This is a genomic window from Tropicibacter oceani, from assembly GCF_029958925.1.
In the GTDB taxonomy this organism is placed as follows: domain Bacteria; phylum Pseudomonadota; class Alphaproteobacteria; order Rhodobacterales; family Rhodobacteraceae; genus Pacificoceanicola; species Pacificoceanicola oceani.
On the sequence record NZ_CP124616.1, the window covers coordinates 2,728,706 to 2,753,206 of the forward strand.

The following is a 24,501-nucleotide window of genomic DNA, read 5'->3' on the forward strand; positions in this document are numbered from 1 at the left end:
GCGACGACAATGCTGGGGAATGGTGGAAAAGGTCGGGACGTGGTGTCGATGACGGATCGCGAAAAAGCACGGCGGCTGGCGCCGATCAGGGCGGTCGAAAGCTATTGGCTGGGCCTGTGCGCCGAGGACAAGGTGCCGCTGCGCAGCCAAGTCGACCCGCGCGGCATGGAAAGCGCGCTGGAAAACGCCTTTCTGATGGAAAAGATCGCGCCGACCATGGGCAAGGTCCGCGTTGCGGGCACCCACCTGTCGGACCTGATGGGCATGCAGATCGCCGGAATGCCGCTGTCGACGCTGATTGCCCCCGCCGATCGTGAGAAATTCGGCCAGGCCATCGAAAGCCTGTTTGCCGAACCTGCCGTGATCCGCATCGACCTGCGCGCCGAAGGGGGGTTCGGCAAGCCCGACCTCGAAGGCCACATGATCATCATGCCGCTGCGCTCGGATTTTGGCGATATCAGCCGCGCCCTTGGCGCCTTGGTCACTCAGGGCCGCATCGGTCGCACCCCGCGCCGCTTTTCGATCACCCATATCGAGGTGAGCCCGGCTTTGAACCCCGCCGCGGTTGCCAAACCGGCTCTGCCGACGCCCGAGCAACAGGGCGAAAAGGCCCCCATGCTGCGGCTTGGCTTGCCCAAGCCCGCCGCGAAAACCCCTGCGGACAGCGCCGGTTTCGAAGAACCGCGCAAAGCCTTCCAAGGCAGCGCCATCCCGGCTGCACCGCAACGCGGACACCTGCGGCTGGTCGTTTCGAACGACTGAGGATTTCAGACGGGACCGGGCCCTTCAGGGCCGACCCTTGCATTCGATCGGGGCCAGGAAGAATTCCTGACCCCGATTTTTTTTGCCCCGCAAGCCGGACAAGGAAAAACCCGCCGCGCAGGGATGCACGGCGGGTCATCTGTTTGCCGGGCGGACCGGGCCTTAGCCGTTGGCCGCCTGTTCGGCCGCGGCCAGACGGCGCGCGGTCAGTTCTTCGGCAACGAGGAAGGCCAGCTCCAGCGACTGCGAGGCGTTCAGGCGCGGATCGCAAGCGGTGTGGTAACGGTCGCTCAGGTCCTCTTCGGTGACATCGCGCACGCCGCCGGTGCATTCGGTCACGTCCTGGCCGGTCATCTCGAAATGCACGCCGCCGGGGATGGTGCCCTCGGTCGCGTGCACGGCAAAGAATTCGCGGACCTCGCGCAACACGCTGTCGAAGGGGCGCGTCTTGTAGCCGGTGGCCGATTTGATCGTGTTGCCATGCATCGGATCGCAGACCCAAGTGACATTGGCGCCCTCTTCCTGCACGGCCTTGATCAAGCGCGGCAGGTTTTCACCCACCTTGCCGGCGCCAAAGCGCGCGATCAGCGACAGCTTGCCCGCCTCGTTCGCCGGGTTCAGGCGCTGCATCAGCACCTTGAGATCCTCGGCGGTGGTGGAGGGGCCGCATTTCAGGCCAACCGGGTTCAGCACGCCGCGGGCGAATTCCACATGCGCGCCGTCGGGCTGCCGGGTGCGGTCGCCGATCCAGATCATGTGACCGGAGCCTGCCAGCCATTTGCCCGAGGTGGAATCAAGACGGGTCAGCGCCTCTTCGTATTCCAGCAGAAGGGATTCGTGGCTGGTGTAGAAATCCACGGTCTGCAGGCTGGGTTCGTTGTCGCTGTTCAGGCCGGCGGCCTTCATGAAGTCCAGCGCGTCGGAAATCCGGTTCGCCATGTCGCGGTACTTTTCCGATTCCTCGCGGTCGGTAAAGCCCAGCGTCCACTGGTGCACCTGATGCACGTCGGCATAGCCGCCCGTCGAAAAGGCGCGCAGCAGGTTCAGCGTTGCGGCGGCCTGGGTATAGGCCTGCAGCATCTTGTTCGGGTTCGGAATGCGGGCTTCGGGGGTGAAGTCCAGCTCGTTGATGATGTCGCCGCGGTAGCTGGGCAGTTCCAGCCCGTTCACCACCTCGGTCGGGGCGCTGCGCGGCTTGGCGAACTGGCCTGCCATGCGGCCGACCTTGACCACCGGCACCTTGGCGCCGAAGGTCAGGACCATGGCCATCTGCAACATCACCTTGAAGGTGTCGCGAATGCCGTTGGCGCTGAACTGTTCAAAGCTTTCGGCGCAATCGCCGCCCTGCAGCAGAAAGGCCTCGCCGCGACCGGCGGCCCCAAGGGCATTCTTCAGCTTGCGCGCCTCGCCGGCAAAAACCAGCGGCGGATATTTGGACAGCTGTGCCTCGACGGCATTCAGCGCGGCCTCATCCGTATAATCAGGCATCTGAACCCGCGGCTTGTTGCGCCAGTTCGATTTCTGCCACTCGGTCATTGGTCTTCTCCGGTTTCTCAAAAAGTGAGCGTTAACGTTCAATGTCTATAACCAAACCAGCCTGCCAGCCCAACCCATGAAATTCAACGGCTCCCTTGACGCGCCTTGCCGCATCTGTCCAAGTCATTGCCAATACGCGACCCCAGCGGTCGTTTTAGGACTGAAGGACGTCGCAAGATGCTGCCACCCGCACAGCGCCAGATCGTCGAGCTGGACGAGGTTCCGGACAAACCGCGCCGGTTCGTCTTTGTCCTGCTGGAAAATTTCACGCTGCTCAGCTTTGCCGCGGCGCTGGATTGCTTGCGGCTGGCGAACCGGATGTCGGGGCGAAAACTGTATAGCTGGCAGATCGTTGGCGAAAATGGCGACAGCGTGGCCTGTTCCACCGGCACGGTGTTCAACCTGGACGCAGGTCTTGAGGAGTTGCACCGCGACGACACGGTTGTGGTCTGCGGCGGCGCCGATGTGCAAAAGGCCACGACGAAACGCCTGCTGAGCTGGATGCGCCGCGAGGCGCGCAAGGGCGTGGCCTTTGCCGGGCTGTGCACCGCCGCCCATGCGCTGGCCAAGGCGGGGTTGCTGGACGGCAAGCGCGCCACCATCCACTGGGAGAATCAGGACAGTTTCGCCGAGGAATTCGAAGAGGTGATCCTGACCAAGTCGGTGTTCACCATCGACGGCAGCCGCCTGACCACCGCCGGGGGGACATCTTCGATTGATCTGTTCCTGCAGGTCATCGCCAATGACCACGGCGAGGAACTGGCCAGCGCGGTGGCCGATCAGCAGATCTATTCTTCGATCCGGACGGACCAGGACACCCAGCGGTTGTCGGTGCCGACGCGCATCGGGGTGCGCCACCCCAAGCTGAGCCAGGTCATCCAGCAGATGGAATCCAACATCGAGGAACCGATCAGCCCGGCGATCCTGGCGCGGGACGTGGGGATGAGCACGCGCCAGCTGGAGCGGCTGTTCCGGCGCTATCTGAACCGATCCCCGAAACGCTATTACATGGAACTGCGCCTGCAAAAGGCGCGCAACCTGCTGATGCAGACAGACATGAGCGTGATCAACGTGGCGCTGGCCTGCGGCTTTGCCAGCCCGTCGCATTTTTCCAAATGCTACCGGGCGCATTACGACACCACGCCCTATCGCGAACGCGGCGCCCACGCGGCGCGCCTGTCGGTGTGATCCGCACCGCGCGCCTGACCTTGCGTCCGGCCCGGCCCGACGATCTGGACGATCTGCACGCGATCTTTTCGAACCCGAGTGCCATGCGCTATTGGGATCGGCCCGCCTATGACGAGATCGAGCCGACGCAGAGGTTTCTTGATTGGTTCATGACACCCGACCCTTATCGGCGCGAAGAATACATGCTGGAGTACCAGGGCCGCTGCATCGGCAAGGCAGGCATGTGGCGCAAACCCGAGGTCGGCTACATCCTGCATCCCGATTTCTGGGGCATGGGCCTTGCGCGCGAGGCGATGCAGGCGGTCATTCCGCGCTGTTTCGACCGGTTTGCCGATCTAGATGCGCTGAGCGCCGAGGTCGATCCGCGCAATGCCGGGTCGATCGGGCTGCTGACGCGGCTGGGGTTTACCCGAACCGCGCTGCGCGAAAAGGATTTCGACTATGGCGGGATCGAGTGGTGTGACACCGCCGTCTATACCCTGCCGCGCGTCAGAACTGCGCCATGATGGTCGAAATCGACGAGTTTAGGTTGAAGTTCAGCACCACGATCTGATCGCCGCGTTCGTGCAGGATGGCGTAGTAGAAGGCATAGCTTTCGCCGTTCCAGTACAACCGCCCCTCTTGCCGGACGCCGCCGCCAAGGTCGGTCTGGCGAAACCGCGTGACGTTTTCGAAATCGACCGGAAAGGCGGCCATCAGCTGCGTGTTGACCTGGGAAAGCTGCGCCTCGGTGTATTCGTCCCGACCGCCCAGCGTTTTCACCAGCGGGATGAAGTCGCGCGACATGATCTTTTCGTCGACATAGGCCTCGTAGGCGTCATAGCTGTCAAAGACGCTGTCACGGGTCTGGGCGCCGACAGCGCCGGCCAGAATCAACAAAAGGGGCAGAAGAAAACGCATGGGAAAGGCTCCGCTTGAAAGGTGATGCGCCCAGTGTGCGGCTTTCCCCGGGCGCTGACCAGTCCCGTTTTCCTGACCGTGCTATTCCAGCCGGTACAGCGCACCATTGCCCACGGACAGGAACCACAGCGCGCCATCGGGGCCCTGCGCCACGTCGCGCACGCGCTCGGTTTCCGGGCCGCTGATCTGTTCGACCTCGCGCAGCGGATCGCCCGACAGGCGCGCGATATAGTCGAACTTGAGCGATCCGACAAAGGCGTCGCCGTCCCAGTCACCGCCCGTGAAAAAGGCCATCCCCGAGGGCGCAATCGACGGATCCCAGTACATTTCGGGCTGCGCCATGCCGTCCTTGGCGGTGCCTTCGCCGATCTTGCTGCCGTCGTAGTTGACGCCGTAGGAAATCACCGGCCAGCCAAAGTTGGCGCCGGCGGTGACGCGGTTCACCTCGTCGCCGCCCTGGGCGCCATGTTCGGCGACCCACAGCTGGCCCGCGCTGTCCAGCGCCGCGCCTTGCGGGTTGCGGTGACCATAGCTGTAGATTTCCGGCAGCGCATCCGATTGCCCGACCAGCGGGTTGTCGGCGGGTGCATTGCCATCGCGGTCGATCCGCAGAACCGAGCCGTTGTGCATCATCAGGTTCTGCGCCTGATCGCCGTCGCCCCGATCGCCGATGGTGACGAACAGCGTGCCGTCCTGCGCCTCGACCAGGCGCGATCCAAAGTGAAAGCCGCCGCCCGAGCCGCGCGCGATCTCGAAGATCGTCTTGCCGTCCTCAAGACTTGTGCCGTCGTCGGACAGGCGCGCGCGATAGACGGCGGTGCCCGATCCGCGCAGAAACTGTTTCTTGGCATAGGTAAAGAAAACCTGACGCGTTTCGGCGAAATCCGATGGAACGAGGATATCCAGCAGCCCGCCCTGCCCGTCCGCGACCACCTTTGGCGCATTGTCCACCTGCCAGCGCTGACCATCGCGGACCGCCAGCAAGGCGCCATCGCGCAGGGTGATCAGGACGGTGCCATCGGGCAGGAAATCAAAGGCCCAAGGCGTATCGAGCCCCTCGGCCACGGCAACCGCCTGTCTGGGGCCTGCGGATGTGTCGATCTGGCCGGCCATCACGGCGCTGCCAAGAGCCAGGAAAAAACCTGCGGTTGCAAAGCGTTTCATAGCAATCCTCCTGCCACGAATATGGGTCCGCGGCGCTGCCAGACAAGGCGCGTTTACGATACGGCAAAGGTTTCGACGCCCCTTTTCTTTTGTTTGCGCCACGCTTAATCTGTGCGCTGGACTTTACGTTCCAACAAGGGAGTTGAACGAATGAAAAAGATTCTGCTGGCCACAACGGCCACCGCAATGATCGCTGGCGCGGCCCATGCCGAAAGCCATTCCAATGCCATCAAGATGGGTGTGATCCTGGGCTTTACCGGCCCCATCGAATCGCTGACCCCGTCGATGGCAGCGGGCGCGGAAATCGCGATGAAGGAAATCAGCGACAGTGGCAAACTGCTGGGCGGCGCCATGATCGAGCCGGTCCGCGCCGACAGCACCTGCGTCGACAGCGCCGCGGCCACCGCCGCCGCTGAACGCCTGATCACCTCGGATGGCGTCAAGGGCATCATGGGTTCGGATTGCTCGGGCGTGACCGGGGCGATCCTGGCCAACGTGGCCGTGCCGAACGGAATGGTGATGATCTCCCCCTCCGCCACCTCGCCGGCGCTCAGCTCGGCCGAAGACAATGGCCTGTTCTTCCGCACCGCGCCGTCGGATGCACGTCAGGGCGCGGTTCTGGCCAGCATCCTGCTGGACAAGGGCATCAACAGCGTTGCCGTGACCTATACCAACAACGACTACGGCAAGGGTTTTGCCGATGCGTTCAACGAAAACTACACCGCCGGTGGCGGCACGGTGACGCTGACCGCCGCGCATGAAGACGGCAAGGCAGACTACTCTGCCGAAGTCGGCGCGCTGGCCTCGGCCGGTGGCGACGCGCTGGTGGTTCTGGGCTACGTCGACCAGGGCGGCGCAGGCATCATCCAGGCCTCGCTGGACACCGGTGCATTCGACCAATTCGCGCTGGGTGACGGCATGATCGGCGATTCGCTGACCGCCAAGTTCGGCTCGGACATCGACGGCGCCATCGGCACCATCGCCGGTTCCGAAAACGAAGGTGGCCCGAAGTTCGCCGAGCTGGCCGCTGCTGCCGGGATCGACGGCACCGCGGTTTACGCGGGCGAAAGCTATGACGCCGCCGCGCTGATCCTGCTGGCGATGGCTGCGGCCAACTCGTCCGAGCCTGCCGATTACGCGGGCAAGATCATGGACGTGGCCAACGCCCCGGGTGAAGTGATCCTGCCGGGCGAGCTGGACAAGGCGCTCGAGATCCTCGCCGCGGGCGGCGAGATCGACTATGCTGGCGCAACTGGTGTCGAACTGGTCGGTCCGGGCGAAGCTGCCGGGTCCTATGCCGAATACACCGTGGAAGGTGGCGCGCTGAAAGTGGTCGGTTACCACTGATCGCCACAGGCACGTTTACAAACAGGCGGCGCGAGGCTCTCTCGCGCCGTTTCACTACCTAAAGAGAGCAAAATGCTCCGGGGGGATGCGCTTTGATCCGGGTTGAAAACCTTCACCGCCATTTTGGCGGCTTTCGCGCCGTGGACGGTGCATCGCTTGAGATCGAGACCGGCTCGATCACCGGGCTGGTGGGGCCCAATGGTGCGGGCAAGACCACGCTGTTCAACGTGATCGCCGGCGCACTGCCGCCGACCTCGGGGCGGGTGTTCATGGACGGTGAGGACATCACCGGGCTGCCACCGCATGAATTGTTCCACAAGGGGCTGCTGCGGACCTTTCAGATCGCGCATGAATTCGGGTCGATGTCCTGCCGCGAGAACCTGATGATGGTGCCGGGCGGGCAATCTGGCGAAGTTCTGTGGAACACCTGGTTCGGCCGCAAGCGGATCGCCGACGAGGAACGCGCCCTGCGCGCCAAGGCCGACGAGGTGCTGGAGTTCCTGACCATCGAACACCTGGCCGATCACCCGGCGGGCGCGATTTCAGGCGGGCAGAAAAAGCTGCTGGAGCTGGGGCGCACCATGATGGTGGATGCCAAGATCGTCTTTCTGGACGAGGTCGGCGCAGGTGTGAACCGCACGCTGCTGATGACCATCGCCGACACGATCATCCGGCTGAACAAGGAACGCGGCTATACCTTTTGCGTGATCGAACACGACATGGATTTCATCGGCAAGATCTGCGACCCGGTCATCGTAATGGCCGAGGGCAAGAAGCTGGCCGAGGGGACGCTGGACCAGATCAAGGCCAACGAAGCGGTGATCGAGGCCTATCTGGGCACCGGTCTGAAGAACAAGGATCAGGTTGGATGACCATTTTTTCCCGCAAGAACCCGGTTGTATCCGCGCTGGCACTGGCCGGCGCGCTATGGGCCGCCACCGCAATCCCCGGCACAGCCCAGGAGGTTGTGGGAACCGCAGTCATCGCGGGCGAGACGGTCACGCTTTATTCCGACCGGACCTGGGCCTATTCCGATGCCAAGGCCGCGTCCTGTACGCCCCTGGCCAAAGGGTTGAATTTCTGCGGCCTGTCCCGTGACTGGGTGCGCAGTTCGGTGACGCCGACAGGCATCACGGCACAGTTCAGCCGCGACGCGTCACAGTGGGCGCAAACGGTGGTCGAGGAAATCGGCGCCGACCAGGGGGTGACCCTTGCTTTGCTGCGCCAGGCCGCCCTGGGCTATGCCGCACAGGCCGCGGGCACCACGCCAGCAGGCGTGCCCATCCTGTTCGAGGAAAAGACCGACGTTGACGGGCATGATGCCAGCACGCTGGCCTATTTCGTCGATTTAAACGGCACGCCGATCGTCATGGCCAATACCATGGTGATCCTGCCCAAACGCGCGCTCCAGTTTCAGACCTATGTGATCGGGGCGCGTGAAATGTCTGATCAACACCGGGCCTTTCACGCCGAATTCCTTGACGTGTTGGACATTGCCGAATGACGGCACCTGCTGAGCACACACGGGGCTGCGGCGCCACCCGGCGTTTGTCGCAGCGGCGACAGGCCGTTGACCGATCGGCCCGCATCGCAGCCCGCCCCCATGCGGGCAGCGCAAGCACAACGACAAACCGGAGCTGGCCATGAACAGTGGAGCATATGACGATCGCGGCAACCGCGACCAGAGCCTGGGCAATTCGGCGGGCATGGGAACGGTGGATGGCTATCGCGGCGACGGCGTGGCGCGTCCCGGCGCGCCCGGCCCTTTCCTGATCGGCGAGGCGATGACCGGCGGCTATGGCAAGGGACCCGATATCCTGCACGATTGCACGATTGCCGTCGAAAAAGGCGAGATTGCCGTGATCGTCGGCCCCAATGGCGCGGGCAAATCGACGGCGATGAAGGCGATCTTTGGCATGCTGGACGTGCGCAGCGGCTCGGTCCGGCTGGACGGCGCGGACATCACCGCGCTGAGCCCGCAGGCGCGGGTGCGGCAGGGCATGGGCTTTGTGCCGCAGACGCACAACATCTTTACCTCGATGACGGTGGAAGAGAACCTTGAGATGGGGGCCTTTATCCGCACCGATGATTTTCGCAAGACCATGGCGCAGGTCTATGAGCTGTTCCCGATCCTGCATGAAAAGCGCCACCAGGCGGCGGGCGAATTGTCGGGCGGGCAGCGCCAGCAGGTGGCCGTGGGCCGGGCGCTGATGACCCAGCCCAAGGTGCTGATGCTGGACGAGCCCACGGCGGGGGTGTCGCCCATCGTCATGGACGAATTGTTCGACCGCATCATCGAGGTCGCGCGCACCGGGATTTCCATCCTGATGGTCGAACAGAACGCGCGGCAGGCGCTGGAGATTGCCGACAAGGGCTATGTGCTGGTGCAGGGGGCGAATGCCCATACCGGTACGGGCAAGGATCTGTTGGCGGATGACGAAGTGCGTCGTTCCTTTCTTGGGGGCTGAGCGCGTGGCGGGGTTGCAATTGAGTATTTGGACCAAGAAGAAGCTGGGCGTGCTGGCCCTGTGCCTGCTGCCCGGCGCGGCGCTGGCGCAGGATGACGCAGCGCAGGATGAACTGGCGCAGGCGCCCGAGCAGCTGACCGTGGAGACCGCCCCGGTTCAGGAGCGCATGACGCTGAGCTGTGCCTTTGCGCAGGAATGTTACGAGACCGAGGCCTGCCAGGAGGCGGGCTATGGGTTCGAGCTGACCGGCCGGGCCGGCGGCATGGACCCGCAGACGCTGGTTGTCGACGGCACGCTGCGGTCGGAAACCGGCGATGTGCCGATGGTCGGTGTCCGCTCGGAGGGGCTGTATTCGCTGTCGGGCGGCGGGTTTGAAGGGCGGCACCTGTTGACCATCGGGGCCGAGGGCGAGGCGCGCTATACGGTGCACTATTCCGATCCGGTCATGGTGGTGTCCTATGTCGGCCAATGCTTGGAGGTGAAGTGATGGATCTTCTCAACGCGCTGGTCGCGCTGGCCAATTTTGTTCTGATCCCTGCGGTCGCCTATGGCAGCCAGCTGGCGCTGGGGGCGCTGGGGGTCACGCTGATCTATGGCATCTTGCGGTTTTCCAACTTTGCCCATGGCGATACCATGGCCTTTGGCACCATGGTGACGATCCTGTTCACCTGGTGGTTCCAGAGCATGGGTCTGTCGCTGGGGCCCTTGCCCACGGCGCTGTTGGCCATTCCTTTCGGCATCGCGGGCACCGCGCTTTTGGTGCTGGGCACCGACCGGGTCGTCTATCGGTTCTACCGGGCGCAAAAGGTCAAGCCGGTGATCCTGGTCATGGTCTCGCTTGGGGTCATGTTCGTCTATAACGGCATCACCCGGATCATCCTGGGGCCGGATGACCAGAACTTTGCCGATGGCGAACGGTTCCTGATTTCCGCCCGTGATTTCAAGGCCATGACCGGCCTTGACGAGGCGCTGGCGATCCGCACCACGCAGGCGCTGACCGTGGTTGTCGCGGTGATCGTGGTGGCGGCGCTGTTCTGGTTCCTGAACCGCACGCGCACCGGCAAATCCATGCGCGCCTATTCCGACAACGAGGACCTGGCCCTGCTGTCCGGCATCAACCCCGAAAAGGTCGAACGCGTGACCTGGGTGATCGTCGCCGCGCTGGTGACCATCGCCGGGGTTCTGTACGGGCTGGACAAGTCCTACAAGCCCTTCACCTATTTCCAGCTGCTGCTGCCGATCTTTGCCGCGGCCATCGTCGGCGGCCTTGGCAACCCGCTGGGCGCGATCCTGGGCGGCTTTGTCATCGCCTTTTCCGAGGTCGGCATCACCTATGCCTGGAAAAAGGTGCTGGGCTATGCCCTGCCCGACAGCCTGGCGCCGGACGGCTTGGTGCAGCTGCTGTCGACCGACTACAAATTCGCGGTCAGCTTCGTGATCCTGGTGATCGTGCTGCTGATCAAGCCCACCGGCCTGATGAAGGGGAAATCGGTATGAACTTGACGCTTCGGACCTGGGCGCTGTTTGCGCTGGTGGCGGTGCTGATCATCGGCACCGGATTTCTGCAAAGCTGGAACACGGCGCTGTTCATCCTGAACTTTGGCCTGATCAGCGCGATCATGTCGCTGGGGGTGAACCTGCAATGGGGCATCGCCGGGTTGTTCAACGTCGGGATCATGGGCTTTGTCGCGCTGGGTGGCCTTGCGGTTGTGCTGACCTCGATGCCCCCGGTGGCCGAGGCCTGGGCGGCGGGCGGTTTGCGCATCCTGCTGGGGCTGGCGATCGGCGTGGCGGTTCTGGTGGCGGCGGTGTTGGCGCACAAGCGACTGAAAAAGGGCTGGCTGGTGGCGGTGATCGTCGTGGGCGGGTTTTTCACCTTTCGCGCGGTCTTTGACGGCGGCGTCGAAGCGGTCGAGGCGGTCAACCCTTCGGTGTCGGGTTACCTTGGCGGGCTGGGCCTGCCGGTGCTGATGGCCTGGCCGATCGGCGGCCTGCTGGCGGCGGGCGGTGCCTGGGTGATCGGCAAGACGGCGCTGGGGCTGCGCAGCGATTACCTGGCCATTGCGACGCTGGGCATTTCGGAGATCATCATCGCGGTGATGAAGAACGAGGACTGGCTGGCGCGCGGCGTGAAAAACGTCAACGGCCTGCCGCGCCCCGTCCCCTACGAGATCGACCTGCAGAACGATCCCGGCTTTGTCGAAACGGCGGCGGGCTGGGGCATGGATGCGACCACGGCTTCGACCCTGACGGTCAAGCTGGCCTATGCCGGGCTGTTCGCCGTGGTGCTGATCATCATCCTGATGCTGGCGCAGCTGGCGCTGAAATCGCCCTGGGGCCGGATGATGCGCGCGATCCGCGACAACGAGGTCGCGGCGCGGGCCATGGGCAAGGATGTGACCTTTCGCCATCTGCAGGTCTTTGTGCTGGGCAGCGCGATCTGCGGCATCGCCGGCGCGATGATGACCACGCTGGACGGGCTTTTGACCCCCGGCACCTACCAGCCGCTGCGCTATACCTTTCTGATCTGGGTGATGGTCATCGTCGGCGGGTCGGGCAACAACCTGGGCGCGGTTCTGGGCGGGTTCATCATCTGGTTCCTGTGGGTGCAGGTCGATCCGATGGCGCAATGGCTGATGTCGGCAATCACCGCAGGCATGGCCGAGGGCGACCTCAAGGCGCATCTGCTGGACAGTGCGCAGCACCTGAAACTGCTGACCATGGGCGTGATCCTGCTGCTGGTCCTGCGCTTCAGCCCGCGGGGTCTGTTGCCGGAAAAATAGGGGCGCGCGAAGATATACGAAATCTTCAGGTTTTGCGCCCAGCATCAAAGGCATGGAAGGAGACACTGCCATGCCTTTGACGCGCCACACCACGAATTGGTCCGGTTTTCTGGACCGTCTTCGACATCGTTTCCCGCATGTCGACCCCGATCTGCTTGCCGATCCGGTCCAGGACCCGGCCGAGCTGACACGCCACCTGGCGCAGCAGCACGACCTGACCTTGCTTGAGGCCAGCGAAGAGCTGCGCGATTTTCTGGGGTTGGAGGATCTGGCACGGCAGGCCTGCGAATTGCGCGCAGGCTGAGGCGCGCAGACCAGGACGTTCCGGCAGGAACCTGCGGGCCTAGCCCAGCGATGTCACCCAAAGGATCATCGCATCTTCGTCGCTGATCGAAATGACGTTGTGGCCCATCGTGCTGTCGTAATAGGCGCTGTCGCCCCGGCGCATGTCGACCGGTTCGTAGAATTCCGTGTACAGCCGCACCACCCCGGTCAGAACGTACAGGAATTCCTCTCCGTCGTGGCGCACCCAGCCGTCGAATTCATCCATGCTGCGCGCCCGCACCCGGGCGCGGTAAGGCAGCATTTTCTTGCGCGTCAGGTTTTCCGCCAGCAGTTCGTGTTCATAGGTCGCTGTGGCGTGGCTTTGGCCTTCGCCATTGCGGGTCACGGCCATGCGGCCATTGACCTTTTCCTGCTGCGGCGGGGTGAACAGCTGCGGCACCGAGATTTCCAGCCCCACCGCCAGCTTTTTCAGCGCGTCATAGGTAGGCGACATCTGCCCGTTCTCGATCTTTGACAGGGTCGATCGGGCAAGCCCGGCCTGGCGCGCCGCCTGTTCCAGCGTCCATTCCTTTTCCTTGCGCAATTCGCGCACCCGCTGGCCAAGATCCAGAGGCTCGGCGATATGGTCGTCACCGTTTTCACGGGCGATACGGATCAGGGATTTGGGGTCTTTTGACATGGAAATTCCTATAGGCCGCGCCGCCTGCCCTTGCAAGCGTGCAGCCACGCGCCTAACCCTAGGCCCATGATATCGCTGTTCCACGAAGGCGCCTTTGCGCCCTGCCCCGCGCCCTTCAACCTTGCCGCCCATGTGCTGGCCGCCGGCGCGGCGCAGCCCGACAAGATCGCCCTGGCCATCGTCAAGCCGACCGGGGCGCAGCGCTGGTCCTATGCCCGGCTGATCGCCGCCGTGCGCGGCACCGCCACGGGGCTGCTGCAAAGCGGGTTGAAACCCGGTGACATCGTGCTGATGCGGCTGGGCAATACGGTGGATTTCCCCATCGCCTACCTGGGCGCCATTGCCGCCGGGATCGTGCCTGTGCCGACCTCGTCGCAATTGACCGAACGCGAGGTGGCCGGCATCATCGAGTACCTGTCGCCAAAGGCGATCCTGCGCGGCGAGGGCGTGGCCTGCCCGCCGACGCAGATCCCCGTGCATGGCCCCGACCGCTTTGAGGCCTGGCACAGCCTGCCGCCCGCCGACTATGCCATGGGCGATCCCGAAAGGCTGGCCTATATCGTCTATACCTCGGGCACTTCGGGGACGCCGCGCGCCGTGGGCCATGCCCATCGCGCGATCTGGGCGCGGCAGATGATGATGCAGGGCTGGTACGGGCTGCAACCCTCGGACCGGCTGCTGCATGCGGGGGCGTTCAACTGGACCTTTACCCTGGGCACCGGGCTGATGGACCCCTGGACCATGGGCGCCGCTGCCCTGATCCCTGCCGCGGGCACCGACCCGGCGCAGCTGGCGCTGTTGATGAAACGCAACGACGTCACGATTTTTGCCGCCGCGCCGGGGGTTTACCGGCAACTTCTCAAGTTCCCGCTGCCGCCCTTGCCCAAGCTGCGCCATGGTCTGGCCGCCGGGGAAAAGCTGCCTGATACGGTGCGCGACGGCTGGCGCGCGGCCACCGGGACCGAGATCTACGAAGCCTACGGCATGTCGGAATGTTCGACCTTCATTTCTTCGGCGCCGGGGCGCGGCCATGCCCCCGGCCGTCTGGGCGCGCCGCAACCGGGCCGCCATATCGCGCTGGTCGATGACAGCGGCACGCCGGTTCCGCTGGGCGACGAAGGCGTGATCGCCGTGCACCGCGACGATCCGGGGCTGATGCTGGGCTATGTCGGCGCGCCCGAAGCGACCCGGGCCAAGTTCGCCGGCGACTGGTTCCTATCCGGCGACCGTGGCGTGATGGACGCCGATCACCAGGTCACCTACCTTGGCCGCTCGGACGACATGATGAACGCCGGCGGCTATCGGGTTTCCCCGCTCGAGGTCGAGGCGGCGCTGGCCTCCATGCCCGGCCTGCAAGAGGTCGCGGTGACCGATGTCGAGATCAAGCCCGGCGTGCGCATCATCATGGCCTTTTACACCGGCCCGGAGGCCCTGGACGACGACGCGCTGACCGCGCATGCCCAGGAACGGCTGGCGCGGTACAAGCAGCCGCGCGGCTATGTCCATGTCGCCGCCCTGCCGCGCAATCCCAATGGCAAGATCCTGCGCCAAACCCTGAAGGACCTGCGCCCGGTGTGACCGCTGGCGCGGCGCTCTCTCGCAATTGCGCTCAGGACTTGCTAAGGGGGTCGGGAACCAAAGGTGACCCATGATCCAGCTTGATATCTTTTCCGACCCCATCTGCCCCTGGTGCTATATTGGCAAGGCCAATCTGGACCGCGCGCTCGAGGCCCACCCCGGGCATCCTTTCAAGGTGCGCTGGCTGCCTTTCATGTTGAACCCCGACATGCCCAAGGGCGGCATCGACCGGCGCGAATACCTGGAAACCAAGTTCGGCGGCAAGAAAGGCGCGATCGACGCCTATATGCCAGTGGTGCAGAATGCCGAAAAAGCCGGGCTGAAGCTGAACCTTGACGCCATCGCGCGCACGCCGTCCACGGTTGATGCGCACCGCCTGATCCATTGGGCCGAGCTGGAGGGCGCGCAGACTCCGGTGGTTGCGGCGCTGTTCCGCGCCTATTTCGTCGATGGCCGCGACATCGGGCAACCCGAAGTGCTGGCCGACATTGCCGATGGTGCCGGAATGGATGCCTCGGTCGTGCTGCGGCTGCTGGCCACCGAAGAAGACCGCCGCGAAATCTTTGAACGCGACGCCGCGGCGCGCGGGATGGGCATCACCTCGGTGCCGACCTTCATCGTCGCCCAGCAGCATGCGGTGCCCGGCGCGCAATCGCCCGAGCTTTGGGGCCAGGTCATCCGCGAGCTGACAAGCGGCGAGGTCGGGGCCGACCAGGGATGAAGCGCGGCTGGCTGAAAATCCTGACCCTGGTGGCGACGCTGGTGGCGATCATTGCCATCGGCACGGTCTATTTCCGCCAGGTCGAGGGCTGGTCCTGGCTCGATTCCTACTTTTTCACCGTGGTGACCCTGTCGACGGTGGGCTACGGCAACCTTGTGCCGGCCACCGTCGCGGGCAAGATCGGCACCACCGTGTTCATCCTGCTGGGGCTGGGCGTCTTTGCCGTGGCGGTGCAGCAGTTCGGCCTGTTCGCGATGCGCAAGCGCGAAGAGCATACCGAATGGCTGATTGCCCGGCTGGGCGACGACACGGACCCCGCCAACGAGGATGACGCCCCGACAAGCGGCGCCCCCTGACGCGGCGCCGTCATGCCCTGAGGTCAGAGGGGCTTTGCGCCGCGGGCCCTTGGCTTGCCCAAGGCAATGGGTATAGACCCGGCAGGGTCTGATCGGGCTATTACGCCCCTTCCCCAAATCCAACCGTCCGAGGCCCCCATGCCCAACCTTCCCAGCAAGGGTGAATTCGTTGCCATTGTGGCGATGTTGACCGCAACCATCGCCTTTGCGATCGACGCCATGCTGCCCGCATTGCCCCAGTTGACGGCCGAGTTTTCGCCCGAGGATCCCAACCGGGTGCAACTGGTGGTGACGATCTTTGTGCTGGGCATGGGTCTGGGAACGCTCGTCACCGGGCCGCTGTCCGACGCCTTTGGCCGCAAGCCCGTGGTTCTTGCGGGGGCCGGGCTGTATATCCTGTCGTCTTTGACGGCCATCCTGGCGCACAGCCTGGAAATGCTGCTGCTGGCGCGGTTCTTCATGGGGCTGGGGGCGGCGGGCCCGCGCGTTGTGGCCATGGCCATCGTGCGCGACCTTTATGCCGGGCGCGGCATGGCGCAGATCATGTCCTTTGTGATGATCATTTTCACGCTGGTTCCGGCGATCGCGCCGCTGCTGGGGGCGCAGCTGATCGTGCTTGGTGGCTGGCACGCGGTGTTCTGGGGCTTTGCGCTGTTTTCCATTCTGACGGCGTCATGGTTCGCGCTGCGCCTGCCCGAAACCCTGCCGCGCGAAAACCGCCGCCCGTTCCAGGCGGCAAAACTGCGCGCCGCCACGCTCGAGGTGCTGACGCATCCGGTGGTGCGCTTGTCGATCGTCGCGCAGACCTTCTGTTTTGCCGCGCTGTTCAGCATGATTTCCAACGTGCAGCCGATCTATGACGTCTTTTTCCAGCGCGCGGACAGTTTCCCGCTGTGGTTCGGCGGCATTGCCATTGCCTCAAGCTCGGCCAGTTTTCTCAACGCGGCGCTGGTGATGCGTGTCGGGATGCGCCGTCTTGTGACGGGCATGTTGTCGGCGCAGGTGCTGTTCAGCACGACGATGGTGCTGCTGATCGCCTTTGGGCTGTCGGGCACGGCGCTGTTTGCGGCCTTTGTCCTGTGGCAGACGACGGTGTTCTTTCAGGCCGGGATGACGCTGGGCAACCTGAACGCCCTGGCGATGGAGCCGATGGGCCATATCGCCGGGCTGGCGGCCTCGATTATCGGGGCGCTGGCGACGGTGGGCGCGGTGGCGCTGGCCATTCCGGTCAGCCTGCTGTTTGACGGCACGCCCCTGCCGGTCGCCATCGGCATTCTGGTGCAGGTGATCTGCGCGTTGATCGCGATGCAGTGGCTGCGCCGCGCCGAGGCGGCACAGCCGGTCACCTGACCACCCGGGTCACGCCCGGCGCCGGGCCGCATCGCCGGCATCGGCGCCGCTGTCGTTTATGGTGAACCGCGCCATCACATGGGCCAGTTCATCGGCGTGGCTGCGCAACCGCTGCCCCGAGCCTGCCATCTCGGCGCTTTGGTCAAGAATGGCCTGCGCCTTGCTGTCGAGTTCCGAAATCTGTTGCGACACATCGGCCATTTCCGTGGCGCGGCTACCCGCATCCTTGCGGATATCCTCGATCATCGCGTTCACTTCGTTGACGTGTTCGACGATCTTCGATAGGCGGCGGCCGGCCTCATTCACCAGCTTGGCCCCCGAGGCAACCTGTTCCTCGCTGCTGGAGATCAGTTCCTTGACGCCGCGCGCGGCCTCGGCGGTGCGTTGCGACAGGGCCTGCACTTCGCCCGCGACCACCGCAAAGCCGCGCCCCGAGGCCCCGGCGCGCGCCGCTTCGACCCCGGCATTCAGCGCCAGAAGGTTGGTCTGAAAGGCGATGTCGTCGATCAGGTCCATGATGTTGCTGACCTCGCCCGAGCTGCGCTCGATCCGTTGCATGGCGGCGACGGCCTTGTTGGTGATCTCGCCGCCCTGGTCGGCCTCGTCCCGGGCGGTGGACACGCGCTGCGCCGCCCGCTCTGCCTGCCGGGCCGAGGCCTCGAGCCGTCCGCTGAGCTGCTGCACCAGTTCCGCCTGCCGCCCCAGCCCCGAGGCCTGCGCCTGGGTCCCTTGGGCCAGATGTTCAAGCAAATCCCCCAAAAGCCGCGCTTCGCCGTCGAAATCATGGGCCATGCCCTGCGCATGGCCAAGCGCCGCGTCCAGCCGCAGCACCGCAAGGTTGAAGTCGCGCCGCAGGTCTTCGAAGGCCTCGGGCATGGTGTCCTTGATTTCGCAGGTCAGGTTCCGATCCGCCAGGCGGTGCAGGTTGGTGCGCAGCAGGCCGATGGCCTGCTCGGCCTCGGCCACCATCTGGCGGGCCTTCGCCTCGGCGATTTCAGCGCGGTGCGATTGGTCGGCAACCGATTCGCTTTGTTCGGTGATCCGCCGGACCAGCGCGTTGCTGCGCGCGATGGATTGCACAAGGATCGCGGTTTCAAAGACCACGACCCCCGCATGCAGGACCGTGCGTTCGATATTCTGCATCAGGTCGATGGTCGGATAGACCAGCGCCGGCAAAAAGAAGGTCAGGCCAAGGTGATGCACCGCAGTCGCCCCTGCCCCGACCAACAGCGCGCGGATGTTGCCCAGCGTCGATATCCCCGCCAGCATCACGAAATAGACCATATGCGTGTCGATCTGCCAGGGATGCCCGCGATAGGTGACGGTCAGGATCGCCACCTGCCCGACCAGGCAGACGGCGATCACATCTCCGGCCAGCCGCGACTGGCGCCGCACCGCCAGCGTCGCCACAAGCGCCAGCAAGACAGTCCCGGCGGTCCCGGACAGCAGGCTGGTCCCCAGTTTGAAATCGGACAGGACCTGCAACAGGATCATCGCATAGGCCAGCGCCAGCACGGCCTTGCCGGCTTCGTTCGACCGCTTGGAGGTATTCGGCGTTTCCATCATTCTTTCCCATCCAGGCAGAGGGTCGCCACGAAACGACCATCCCGCACCATCCACGCGCCCAGCGACAACAGTCTTTGCCGGGGCACGGGTCCTTCGAACACGGCCAGCGCGCCCAGCGGGGCCTGGACCGGCCCCACCAGCTGGCCGCCCGCCTGTTGCACCAGCGCTGCCGCCCCGGCCCCCCAGGGCGGCGCGACCACCAGCACCGGCAACCCGGCGTCCTGCGGCAAAGGGCCGACAAGCCCGCGCAGCGACAACCCCGCCGCCAGCACCAGCGCGAAAATCCCCATGCCTGCATCCACTGCGTCACGTCGGTCCGCTTTCATGGCGATCACACCTAATGGCTGACGCGTTTCGAAACCGTTAGTTTCCGCTTCAGTTTTAGCCATTATCCCGGGATCAGCGTCCAATTTTCGGTATACACTTGCATACACAGATTGAGGCCGCCGCGAACATGGGCTAGAGATGGGCTCAAAGCCTCCGTCATTCAAAGGAACAGGCGATGACAAAGATCAAGGTCGACAACCCGATAGTCGAAATGGACGGGGATGAAATGACCCGTATCATGTGGGATTTCATCAAGAAAAAGCTGATCTTGCCCTATCTGGACATTGATCTGCTGTACTACGATCTGGGCATCGAGGAACGCGACCGCACCGACGACCAGATCACCATCGACGCCGCCGAAAAGACCAAAGAGGTCGGCGTCGCGGTCAAATGCGCCACCATCACCCCCGACGAAGCGCGGGTCGAGGAATTCGGCCTGAAACAGATGTGGCGCAGCCCCAATGGCACGATCCGCAACATCCTGGGCGGTGTGGTGTTCCGCCAGCCGATCATCTGCAAGAACGTACCGCGCCTTGTGCCCGGCTGGACCGATCCCATCGTGGTCGGCCGCCATGCCTTTGGCGATCAGTACAAGGCGACGGATTTCCATTTCCCCGGCAAGGGCCAGCTGACGATGAAATTCGAAGGCGAGGACGGCACGGTGATCGAAAAGATCGTCTACGACGCGCCCTCGGCGGGCGTCTACATGGGGATGTACAACCTTGACGATTCGATCCGCGACTTTGCCCGCGCGTCGCTGAACTATGGCCTGAACATCGGCTGGCCGGTCTACCTGTCGACCAAGAACACCATCCTCAAGGCCTATGACGGCCGCTTCAAGGACCTGTTCCAGCAGATCTATGAAGAAGAGTTCGAAGAACAGTTCAAGGCCGCCGGCATCTGGTACGAACACCGCCTGATCGACGACATGGTGGCCTGCGCGCTGAAATGGAACGGCAAATTCGTCTGGGCCTGCAAGAACTATGACGGCGACGTGCAGTCGGACACCGTGGCGCAGGGCTTTGGATCGCTTGGCATGATGGCCAGCCAGCTGATGACCCCCGACGGCAAGATCGTCGAGGCCGAGGCCGCCCATGGCACCGTCACCCGCCACTACCGCCAGCACCAAAAGGGCGAGGCGACCTCGACCAACTCGATCGCCTCGATCTATGCCTGGACCGGTGGCCTGCGGCACCGCGCCAAGCTGGACGGCAACGCCGCGCTCAAGGGCTTTGCCGAAACGCTGGAACGGGTGATCGTGGAAACCGTCGAAGCGGGGTACATGACCAAGGACCTGGCGCTGCTGGTCGGGCCTGACCAGGGCTGGCTGACCACCATGGGGTTCCTCGAAAAGATCGACGAGAACCTGAACAAGGCGCTGGCCGGCTAAGCCAGACAAAACGGGGCCCGCGCGGCCCCGTTTCCTTTTACGAAACAAATACCGGCGTTGTGCCGGATTGTTTCCAAAACCTCGGAGAGCCCGGCGTTGTCCGGTTGATTTGTGCACCTCTTGGTCCGTGTCGCGGGGCGGCATCCAGAACTTGGCAACCATGGCCGGGCGCGCGGCTTCCCCGGTTCAGATCACCAGCACCAGCGCGCCGACGCTGAGCGCGCCCAGCAGCGTCGTGACCACCAGCGCGGACGAGGCAAGCTCGGCCCCGCCATGGCGCGCGGACAGGATCGGGAAGATCGCGAACATCGGCATGGCGGCAAAGACCATGCCGGCAATCGCCGTTTGCGGCGCGATCCCAGGCAGCATCGACAACACGCCCAAGGCCACCAGCGGATGCAGCACCAGCTTGCCCAGGGCAATCACCAGCACCGGCGCGCCGGTTTCGCGCCAGCGGGCGTTGGCCACCGTGCCGCCGACAAAGAACAGCGCCAGCAGCGGCGCCGCCGCGGTCACCAGCGCGCGCGTCTGGTCTATCGGGTCGGGAAGCGGCACGTCGAGCCCGGCAATCACCAGCCCCGACACCAGCCCGATCAACACCGGGCTGCGCATCATCTGCCCCAGCGTCTGGCGCAGCGAGGCCGCGAAACCCCGCCCCTTTTCGCCGCTCAGCACCTCGGAGGCGACGATGGCCACGGGGATCACCACAAGGTTCTCGGCCACGATGATCCAGGCAAACAGCCGGTCGACCTGCTCGGGGAACAGCACCAGCGCGACGGGATAGCCCAGAAAGATCGTGTTGGCGCTGGACATGCCCATGCCCATCATCGCCGCAAGCGCGCCGGGAATGCCAAAGCCGCGCGCCATGATCACGGCGCCCACCGCCAGCACAATCAGCGCCGCCGCAGCATAGCCGGCAATGAACAGCCAGTTGAACTGCGTCAGATCCCCCGCCCGCATCACCGCCGAGGCAACGATCACCGGCATGCAGATCACCAGCGCAAAGCGGCTGAGATGGGGCAGCGCCTCGGGGGGGATCAGGCGCGTCTTGATGGCTCCGGCGCCCAGCAGCAGCAGCAGGTAGATCGGCAAAAGCGACAGCAGCGGGTCAAGCATGGCAGGTCATGTCCGGGGTCATCCCTGCGCGCCAAACCGGGCGGGCAGCCGGGTCCGGTACGGCAGTTTGAGCGCGCGTGTCTTGACGATGGCGCTTTTCTCGATGCGGGCGGGTTTGACCGACAGGGTGTCAAAGGCCTTCTGCTCGGCCTTGTCCCAGTCGATCAGCTTCTTTTCGGCAAAGCTGTCGTGAAACCGCGCGGCGTCGGCGTCGGCCTCGCTCCAACCGGTTCCGGGCAGGCCGGGGGCATCGCGGTTGGCGATGTCCATGCGCACCTTGTTGACCGCGTCCAGCACGGCGCGGTTAGCGTATTTCAGATGCGCCAGGAACAGCCCGCGCGGCATGGCAAAGGGAAAGCTGTCCAAGCGGCGCGGTGCGACGCGCACCCCATGCAGCAGGAATTCTATCGGCCTGCGCGATGCGATCGCCTTGGAATAATGGCCGGAAAAGCCCAGGTTGGTACGCTGAGAGAATAGCGCAGCTTCTGTCAGGGGGGCGTCGCCCGGCATTTCGACCAGATCAAAGCCAAGCGCCGTCAAAACCGGGAATTCCGAATTCTTCTCAAAGGCTTGCACAAGGGAGTTATAGCGATCCGGATCAAAGCAGATCAATTCGTCCGCATCGGTGCGGATGACCCAGTCATAGGCCTGCACCAGCCCGGCATGGATGCCGTTCAACAGCGCCGCGCGGTTGCGGTCAAAGTTGGCGAAATCGTCACGCGGGATCGTGATGACCGAGGCCCCCGGGCAGATCTGCGCAATCTGCGGATCGGCGCCATGGGCCACGATGAACAGGTTTTCGGGGCCCAGCTGCGCGCCATGATGGGCGTACCAGCGCGACAACGCCCAGTAATCCCGATAGACCATTGTCAAAGCGCAGATTTTCATCGGACCCCCACAGGGAACCGGGTGCCGCATGGCGGCCTCGGTGTCAAGCGGTGGCGCGACGCGCGGCTAGTTCGGTGCCTCAAAGCGGTCAAAGCCGCAGCGCAGCGCCCCGCCCTTTTCGACGCGAAACCCCGGACCAAAGCCGATGCCGTTCCTCGCGGTGCAAAAGACCTGCGCGCCATCGGAAATGCTCAGCCCCGCCAGCGCCAGCCGATCCGCCGCATATAGCGCGATGGGCCCGCCCGCCGGGGCCTGCGCCCCGGCAAAGGACAGCACGCCAGAGGCGGCGTATTGCGTCTGCGCCGCCATGGCGGTCACGCGCCTGTCGCCCGGTGTCATCAACCGGATCGCCAGCAGCTGCGTGGTGCTGACAAGATAGATCATCCCGTCCGGGGCGATCCGCAGCTCCAGCACCTCGATGCCGTCGGTGCGCGCGGGAATGCCATCCAGGGGCTGCGAGAACTGCCATTGGCAGGCGCTGTCAAAGCCATGCAGCGCGCCGCTGCTGGCGGTATCCTCTTGCCAGAAGACCACGTTGCCGGCGCCATCGCCGATCAGGTTCGAGGTGGCCACGAAATCGCCGCTGGCCGGATCCGAGCGGCACAGCTCCTTGCCACTGGCGAAATCATAGCGGCGCAGGCCTTTGTCCTGCACGCAGATCACGGCCGGCCTGTCCCCCTCTGCCACGGGCGGCGAGACGCAGCGTGACATCGCACCGGACTGCGGCGCGGCCCATTGCGCCGGACGCCCCGGCAGGGTCAGGTCGGCATAGCCTTCGAGCGTGCCGGTCTGGGCACCATAGCCCGCCAGATAGGCCCATTCCTGCGCTCCGTTCGCGCCGGGCACCGCGACCGGCAGCACCGGGTGAAACTGCGAAAACTTGTCCAGGTCGCTGCCCTGCGGGAAGCCCGCGCCCTGCCCGTCCACCGGAAAGCGCAGCAGGCCGGTGGCGGCCTCAAAGATGGCAAGCCCCCGGTCCGGGCCATCCACCATCGCATAGACGAGATGATCGCCCATGCGCGGGCTGAGCACCGGCGCCGTCGCCTTGCCCACGGTCTGGTCAGACCGCCACAGCGCCAAAGCCCCCGGCAGCGGGCTGTAGCTGTAGATGTGGTTGCCAAGATCGCCGGGCTTTTGGTCGCCGAGAAAGGCGATCATGCCGCCAGCGCTGACCACCGGGCGTTTGGACACCAGCAGATCGGGGATGGCGTGATCGGTCATGCCGGTGGGGCCCTGCGCGCCAAAGCCGTCGAACACCGTCACCACACCGTCGTTGCGAAAGGCCAAAAGCCGCCCGCGCGCATCCACCCGAAGGTATTTCCAGGGCGCGGCCTGCAGCGGCTGGTTGGCCGGATAGCGCCACGACAGCCCCTTGAGCGGGTTCAGCCCGACCAGCCGCGGGCCCTGCCCGTCATCGGCGATTACGATGACATCGGCGCCGACAAAGACCGGGCCGGTCAGGATCTGCCGCGCGGCAAACATCCCGGTCAGCCTGGCGCCGCCCACCGGGATCAGGGTCCAGGGGGTCACGTCATCGGGGGCACCGCGATAGGTCAGCCGCGCGCCCTGCTGCGTCAGCGCGGGGGCGGTGTCGTTCCATTCGACAATCAGCCGGGGCCGCGTGCTGCTGGCCTTGGCCTTGATCGAGGCATAGCTGCGGTCAACCCGCACCGACTGGGTCGACAGCGTCAGCCCCAGTGTCCCGCCGCCCTGCATCAGCCGATCGGCGATGCCATTGCCCGAGGACAGCACCGGCGCCTCGCCCGGCCCGACGCTGAGCGATCCGATCGACTGCCCCGGCTTGCCAGTCTCGAAGATCCGCACGAATTGCGAGCCCGCCCCGCGCCCGATCGGCACCAGCCGCAGCTGCGCGCCCGAAACCGTCACCCCCGGCGGCAGCATCGACAGATCAAAGACCAGATCGGCCGTCGTCTTGCCCTCGGCGCCCAGGGCAAAGCTGTCGCCATCGCCGCTGATGGTGGCGGGGATCACCGCCACCTGGATCGTGCCGGCCAGCGCCGCGGCAGCCGTTGCCAGCAGGGTCAGGGCCGCGAGGATCATGGTTTTGACGGTCTGGGTCATCGGGAACTCTCCGGG

Annotated in this window: 25 protein-coding genes; 16 read left to right on the forward strand and 9 right to left on the reverse strand. The window is 64.7% G+C overall.

The window, feature by feature from the left end; all coding sequences use genetic code 11:
* The first annotated feature begins 9 nt into the window (after positions 1-9).
* Positions 10-762: a PAS domain-containing protein gene (locus QF118_RS13165; protein WP_282299512.1), complete on the forward strand. Its 753-nt coding sequence runs from the start codon at positions 10-12 to the stop codon at positions 760-762.
* 162 nt (positions 763-924) lie between these two features.
* Here QF118_RS13165 and QF118_RS13170 read toward each other — a convergent pair whose 3' ends face one another.
* Positions 925-2,298, reverse strand: coding sequence for a class II 3-deoxy-7-phosphoheptulonate synthase (locus QF118_RS13170; RefSeq protein WP_282299513.1), 1,374 nt, complete (start codon positions 2,296-2,298; stop codon positions 925-927).
* 177 nt (positions 2,299-2,475) lie between these two features.
* Here QF118_RS13170 and QF118_RS13175 point away from each other — a divergent pair, with 177 nt between their 5' ends.
* Positions 2,476-3,486 (forward strand): GlxA family transcriptional regulator, encoded by a 1,011-nt coding sequence (locus QF118_RS13175; protein WP_282299514.1) that lies wholly within the window; start codon positions 2,476-2,478, stop codon positions 3,484-3,486.
* Complete coding sequence (locus QF118_RS13180; RefSeq protein WP_282299515.1) at positions 3,483-3,992, forward strand: GNAT family N-acetyltransferase; 510 nt, start codon at positions 3,483-3,485, stop codon at positions 3,990-3,992. The genes QF118_RS13175 and QF118_RS13180 overlap by 4 nt, the downstream gene beginning before the upstream one ends.
* Here the strand turns inward: QF118_RS13180 and QF118_RS13185 are convergent.
* Positions 3,976-4,386: a hypothetical protein gene (locus tag QF118_RS13185; RefSeq protein ID WP_282299516.1), complete on the reverse strand. Its 411-nt coding sequence runs from the start codon at positions 4,384-4,386 to the stop codon at positions 3,976-3,978. The two genes, QF118_RS13180 and QF118_RS13185, sit on opposite strands and share 17 nt — an antisense overlap.
* An 81-nt stretch (positions 4,387-4,467) precedes the next feature.
* On the reverse strand, positions 4,468-5,550 hold the full coding sequence (locus tag QF118_RS13190; RefSeq protein WP_394357060.1) for a PQQ-dependent sugar dehydrogenase: 1,083 nt from the start codon (positions 5,548-5,550) through the stop codon (positions 4,468-4,470).
* Positions 5,551-5,700: 150 nt separating this feature from the next.
* Between QF118_RS13190 and QF118_RS13195 the strand changes: the two genes are divergently transcribed.
* From QF118_RS13195 to QF118_RS13230, 8 genes are all read left to right on the forward strand, one after another.
* On the forward strand, positions 5,701-6,897 hold the full coding sequence (locus QF118_RS13195; RefSeq protein ID WP_282299517.1) for an ABC transporter substrate-binding protein: 1,197 nt from the start codon (positions 5,701-5,703) through the stop codon (positions 6,895-6,897).
* A 92-nt stretch (positions 6,898-6,989) separates the two neighbouring features.
* A complete protein-coding gene (locus QF118_RS13200; protein ID WP_282299518.1) occupies positions 6,990-7,769 on the forward strand; it encodes an ABC transporter ATP-binding protein in 780 nt (259 codons plus the stop codon).
* A complete protein-coding gene (locus tag QF118_RS13205; RefSeq protein WP_282299519.1) occupies positions 7,766-8,401 on the forward strand; it encodes a hypothetical protein in 636 nt (211 codons plus the stop codon). The genes QF118_RS13200 and QF118_RS13205 overlap by 4 nt, the downstream gene beginning before the upstream one ends.
* A gap of 139 nt (positions 8,402-8,540) precedes the next feature.
* Entirely contained in the window at positions 8,541-9,365 is an 825-nt protein-coding gene (locus QF118_RS13210; protein WP_282299520.1) for an ABC transporter ATP-binding protein, read from the forward strand.
* A gap of 19 nt (positions 9,366-9,384) precedes the next feature.
* On the forward strand, positions 9,385-9,852 hold the full coding sequence (locus tag QF118_RS13215) for a hypothetical protein (protein WP_282299521.1): 468 nt from the start codon (positions 9,385-9,387) through the stop codon (positions 9,850-9,852).
* Positions 9,852-10,862 (forward strand): branched-chain amino acid ABC transporter permease, encoded by a 1,011-nt coding sequence (locus QF118_RS13220; RefSeq protein ID WP_282299522.1) that lies wholly within the window; start codon positions 9,852-9,854, stop codon positions 10,860-10,862. The genes QF118_RS13215 and QF118_RS13220 overlap by 1 nt, the downstream gene beginning before the upstream one ends.
* Positions 10,859-12,148 carry a branched-chain amino acid ABC transporter permease gene (locus QF118_RS13225; RefSeq protein ID WP_282299523.1) on the forward strand — a complete coding sequence of 430 codons (1,290 nt, stop codon included), beginning with the start codon at positions 10,859-10,861 and terminating at the stop codon, positions 12,146-12,148. Before QF118_RS13220 ends, QF118_RS13225 begins: the two co-directional genes overlap by 4 nt.
* 70 nt (positions 12,149-12,218) lie before the next feature.
* Positions 12,219-12,452, forward strand: a complete 234-nt coding sequence (locus tag QF118_RS13230; RefSeq protein WP_282299524.1) for a hypothetical protein — start codon at positions 12,219-12,221, stop codon at positions 12,450-12,452.
* 39 nt (positions 12,453-12,491) lie between these two features.
* On the opposite strand, the gene QF118_RS13235 is transcribed toward QF118_RS13230, so the two are convergent.
* Positions 12,492-13,112, reverse strand: coding sequence for a helix-turn-helix domain-containing protein (locus tag QF118_RS13235; protein WP_282299525.1), 621 nt, complete (start codon positions 13,110-13,112; stop codon positions 12,492-12,494).
* Positions 13,113-13,178: 66 nt separating this feature from the next.
* Between QF118_RS13235 and QF118_RS13240 the strand changes: the two genes are divergently transcribed.
* The 4 genes from QF118_RS13240 to QF118_RS13255 all read left to right on the forward strand — a co-directional run bounded on the left by QF118_RS13240 (position 13,179) and on the right by QF118_RS13255 (position 17,117).
* On the forward strand, positions 13,179-14,690 hold the full coding sequence (locus QF118_RS13240) for a class I adenylate-forming enzyme family protein (protein ID WP_282299526.1): 1,512 nt from the start codon (positions 13,179-13,181) through the stop codon (positions 14,688-14,690).
* Positions 14,691-14,760: 70 nt separating this feature from the next.
* Positions 14,761-15,411 (forward strand): DsbA family oxidoreductase, encoded by a 651-nt coding sequence (locus QF118_RS13245; RefSeq protein WP_282299527.1) that lies wholly within the window; start codon positions 14,761-14,763, stop codon positions 15,409-15,411.
* Positions 15,408-15,767, forward strand: coding sequence for a potassium channel family protein (locus QF118_RS13250; protein ID WP_282299528.1), 360 nt, complete (start codon positions 15,408-15,410; stop codon positions 15,765-15,767). The genes QF118_RS13245 and QF118_RS13250 overlap by 4 nt, the downstream gene beginning before the upstream one ends.
* 138 nt (positions 15,768-15,905) lie before the next feature.
* Positions 15,906-17,117, forward strand: coding sequence for a multidrug effflux MFS transporter (locus QF118_RS13255; protein ID WP_282299529.1), 1,212 nt, complete (start codon positions 15,906-15,908; stop codon positions 17,115-17,117).
* Positions 17,118-17,126: 9 nt separating this feature from the next.
* Here the strand turns inward: QF118_RS13255 and QF118_RS13260 are convergent, their stop codons facing one another.
* Complete coding sequence (locus QF118_RS13260) at positions 17,127-18,683, reverse strand: methyl-accepting chemotaxis protein (protein WP_282299530.1); 1,557 nt, start codon at positions 18,681-18,683, stop codon at positions 17,127-17,129.
* Positions 18,680-19,009: a hypothetical protein gene (locus tag QF118_RS13265; RefSeq protein ID WP_282299531.1), complete on the reverse strand. Its 330-nt coding sequence runs from the start codon at positions 19,007-19,009 to the stop codon at positions 18,680-18,682. The genes QF118_RS13260 and QF118_RS13265 overlap by 4 nt, the downstream gene beginning before the upstream one ends.
* A 176-nt stretch (positions 19,010-19,185) precedes the next feature.
* On the opposite strand from QF118_RS13265, the gene QF118_RS13270 reads away from it, so the two are divergent.
* A complete protein-coding gene (locus QF118_RS13270; protein WP_282299532.1) occupies positions 19,186-20,400 on the forward strand; it encodes an NADP-dependent isocitrate dehydrogenase in 1,215 nt (404 codons plus the stop codon).
* Positions 20,401-20,586: 186 nt separating this feature from the next.
* Here the strand turns inward: QF118_RS13270 and QF118_RS13275 are convergent, their stop codons facing one another.
* The 3 genes from QF118_RS13275 to QF118_RS13285 form a co-directional block, all read right to left on the reverse strand.
* A complete protein-coding gene (locus QF118_RS13275; RefSeq protein ID WP_282299533.1) occupies positions 20,587-21,516 on the reverse strand; it encodes an AEC family transporter in 930 nt (309 codons plus the stop codon).
* Between the two features lie 18 nt (positions 21,517-21,534).
* A complete protein-coding gene (locus QF118_RS13280; protein WP_282299534.1) occupies positions 21,535-22,404 on the reverse strand; it encodes a glycosyltransferase family 2 protein in 870 nt (289 codons plus the stop codon).
* Between the two features lie 66 nt (positions 22,405-22,470).
* Positions 22,471-24,486 (reverse strand): hypothetical protein, encoded by a 2,016-nt coding sequence (locus QF118_RS13285; RefSeq protein WP_282299535.1) that lies wholly within the window; start codon positions 24,484-24,486, stop codon positions 22,471-22,473.
* Between the last annotated feature and the right edge of the window lie 15 nt (positions 24,487-24,501).

Bases quoted from the DNA above. Each gene is read 5' to 3' on its own strand.
- QF118_RS13165 (WP_282299512.1), top strand. From the start codon at position 10: ATGCTGGGGAATGGTGGAAAAGGTCGGGACGTGGTGTCGATGACGGAT.
- QF118_RS13170 (WP_282299513.1), bottom strand. From the start codon at position 2,298: ATGACCGAGTGGCAGAAATCGAACTGGCGCAACAAGCCGCGGGTTCAG.
- QF118_RS13175 (WP_282299514.1), top strand. From the start codon at position 2,476: ATGCTGCCACCCGCACAGCGCCAGATCGTCGAGCTGGACGAGGTTCCG.
- QF118_RS13185 (WP_282299516.1), bottom strand. From the start codon at position 4,386: ATGCGTTTTCTTCTGCCCCTTTTGTTGATTCTGGCCGGCGCTGTCGGC.
- QF118_RS13190 (WP_394357060.1), bottom strand. From the start codon at position 5,550: ATGAAACGCTTTGCAACCGCAGGTTTTTTCCTGGCTCTTGGCAGCGCC.
- QF118_RS13195 (WP_282299517.1), top strand. From the start codon at position 5,701: ATGAAAAAGATTCTGCTGGCCACAACGGCCACCGCAATGATCGCTGGC.
- QF118_RS13205 (WP_282299519.1), top strand. From the start codon at position 7,766: ATGACCATTTTTTCCCGCAAGAACCCGGTTGTATCCGCGCTGGCACTG.
- QF118_RS13210 (WP_282299520.1), top strand. From the start codon at position 8,541: ATGAACAGTGGAGCATATGACGATCGCGGCAACCGCGACCAGAGCCTG.
- QF118_RS13220 (WP_282299522.1), top strand. From the start codon at position 9,852: ATGGATCTTCTCAACGCGCTGGTCGCGCTGGCCAATTTTGTTCTGATC.
- QF118_RS13225 (WP_282299523.1), top strand. From the start codon at position 10,859: ATGAACTTGACGCTTCGGACCTGGGCGCTGTTTGCGCTGGTGGCGGTG.
- QF118_RS13230 (WP_282299524.1), top strand. From the start codon at position 12,219: ATGCCTTTGACGCGCCACACCACGAATTGGTCCGGTTTTCTGGACCGT.
- QF118_RS13235 (WP_282299525.1), bottom strand. From the start codon at position 13,112: ATGTCAAAAGACCCCAAATCCCTGATCCGTATCGCCCGTGAAAACGGT.
- QF118_RS13240 (WP_282299526.1), top strand. From the start codon at position 13,179: ATGATATCGCTGTTCCACGAAGGCGCCTTTGCGCCCTGCCCCGCGCCC.
- QF118_RS13245 (WP_282299527.1), top strand. From the start codon at position 14,761: ATGATCCAGCTTGATATCTTTTCCGACCCCATCTGCCCCTGGTGCTAT.
- QF118_RS13250 (WP_282299528.1), top strand. From the start codon at position 15,408: ATGAAGCGCGGCTGGCTGAAAATCCTGACCCTGGTGGCGACGCTGGTG.
- QF118_RS13255 (WP_282299529.1), top strand. From the start codon at position 15,906: ATGCCCAACCTTCCCAGCAAGGGTGAATTCGTTGCCATTGTGGCGATG.
- QF118_RS13260 (WP_282299530.1), bottom strand. From the start codon at position 18,683: ATGATGGAAACGCCGAATACCTCCAAGCGGTCGAACGAAGCCGGCAAG.
- QF118_RS13265 (WP_282299531.1), bottom strand. From the start codon at position 19,009: ATGAAAGCGGACCGACGTGACGCAGTGGATGCAGGCATGGGGATTTTC.
- QF118_RS13270 (WP_282299532.1), top strand. From the start codon at position 19,186: ATGACAAAGATCAAGGTCGACAACCCGATAGTCGAAATGGACGGGGAT.
- QF118_RS13275 (WP_282299533.1), bottom strand. From the start codon at position 21,516: ATGCTTGACCCGCTGCTGTCGCTTTTGCCGATCTACCTGCTGCTGCTG.
- QF118_RS13280 (WP_282299534.1), bottom strand. From the start codon at position 22,404: ATGAAAATCTGCGCTTTGACAATGGTCTATCGGGATTACTGGGCGTTG.
- QF118_RS13285 (WP_282299535.1), bottom strand. From the start codon at position 24,486: ATGACCCAGACCGTCAAAACCATGATCCTCGCGGCCCTGACCCTGCTG.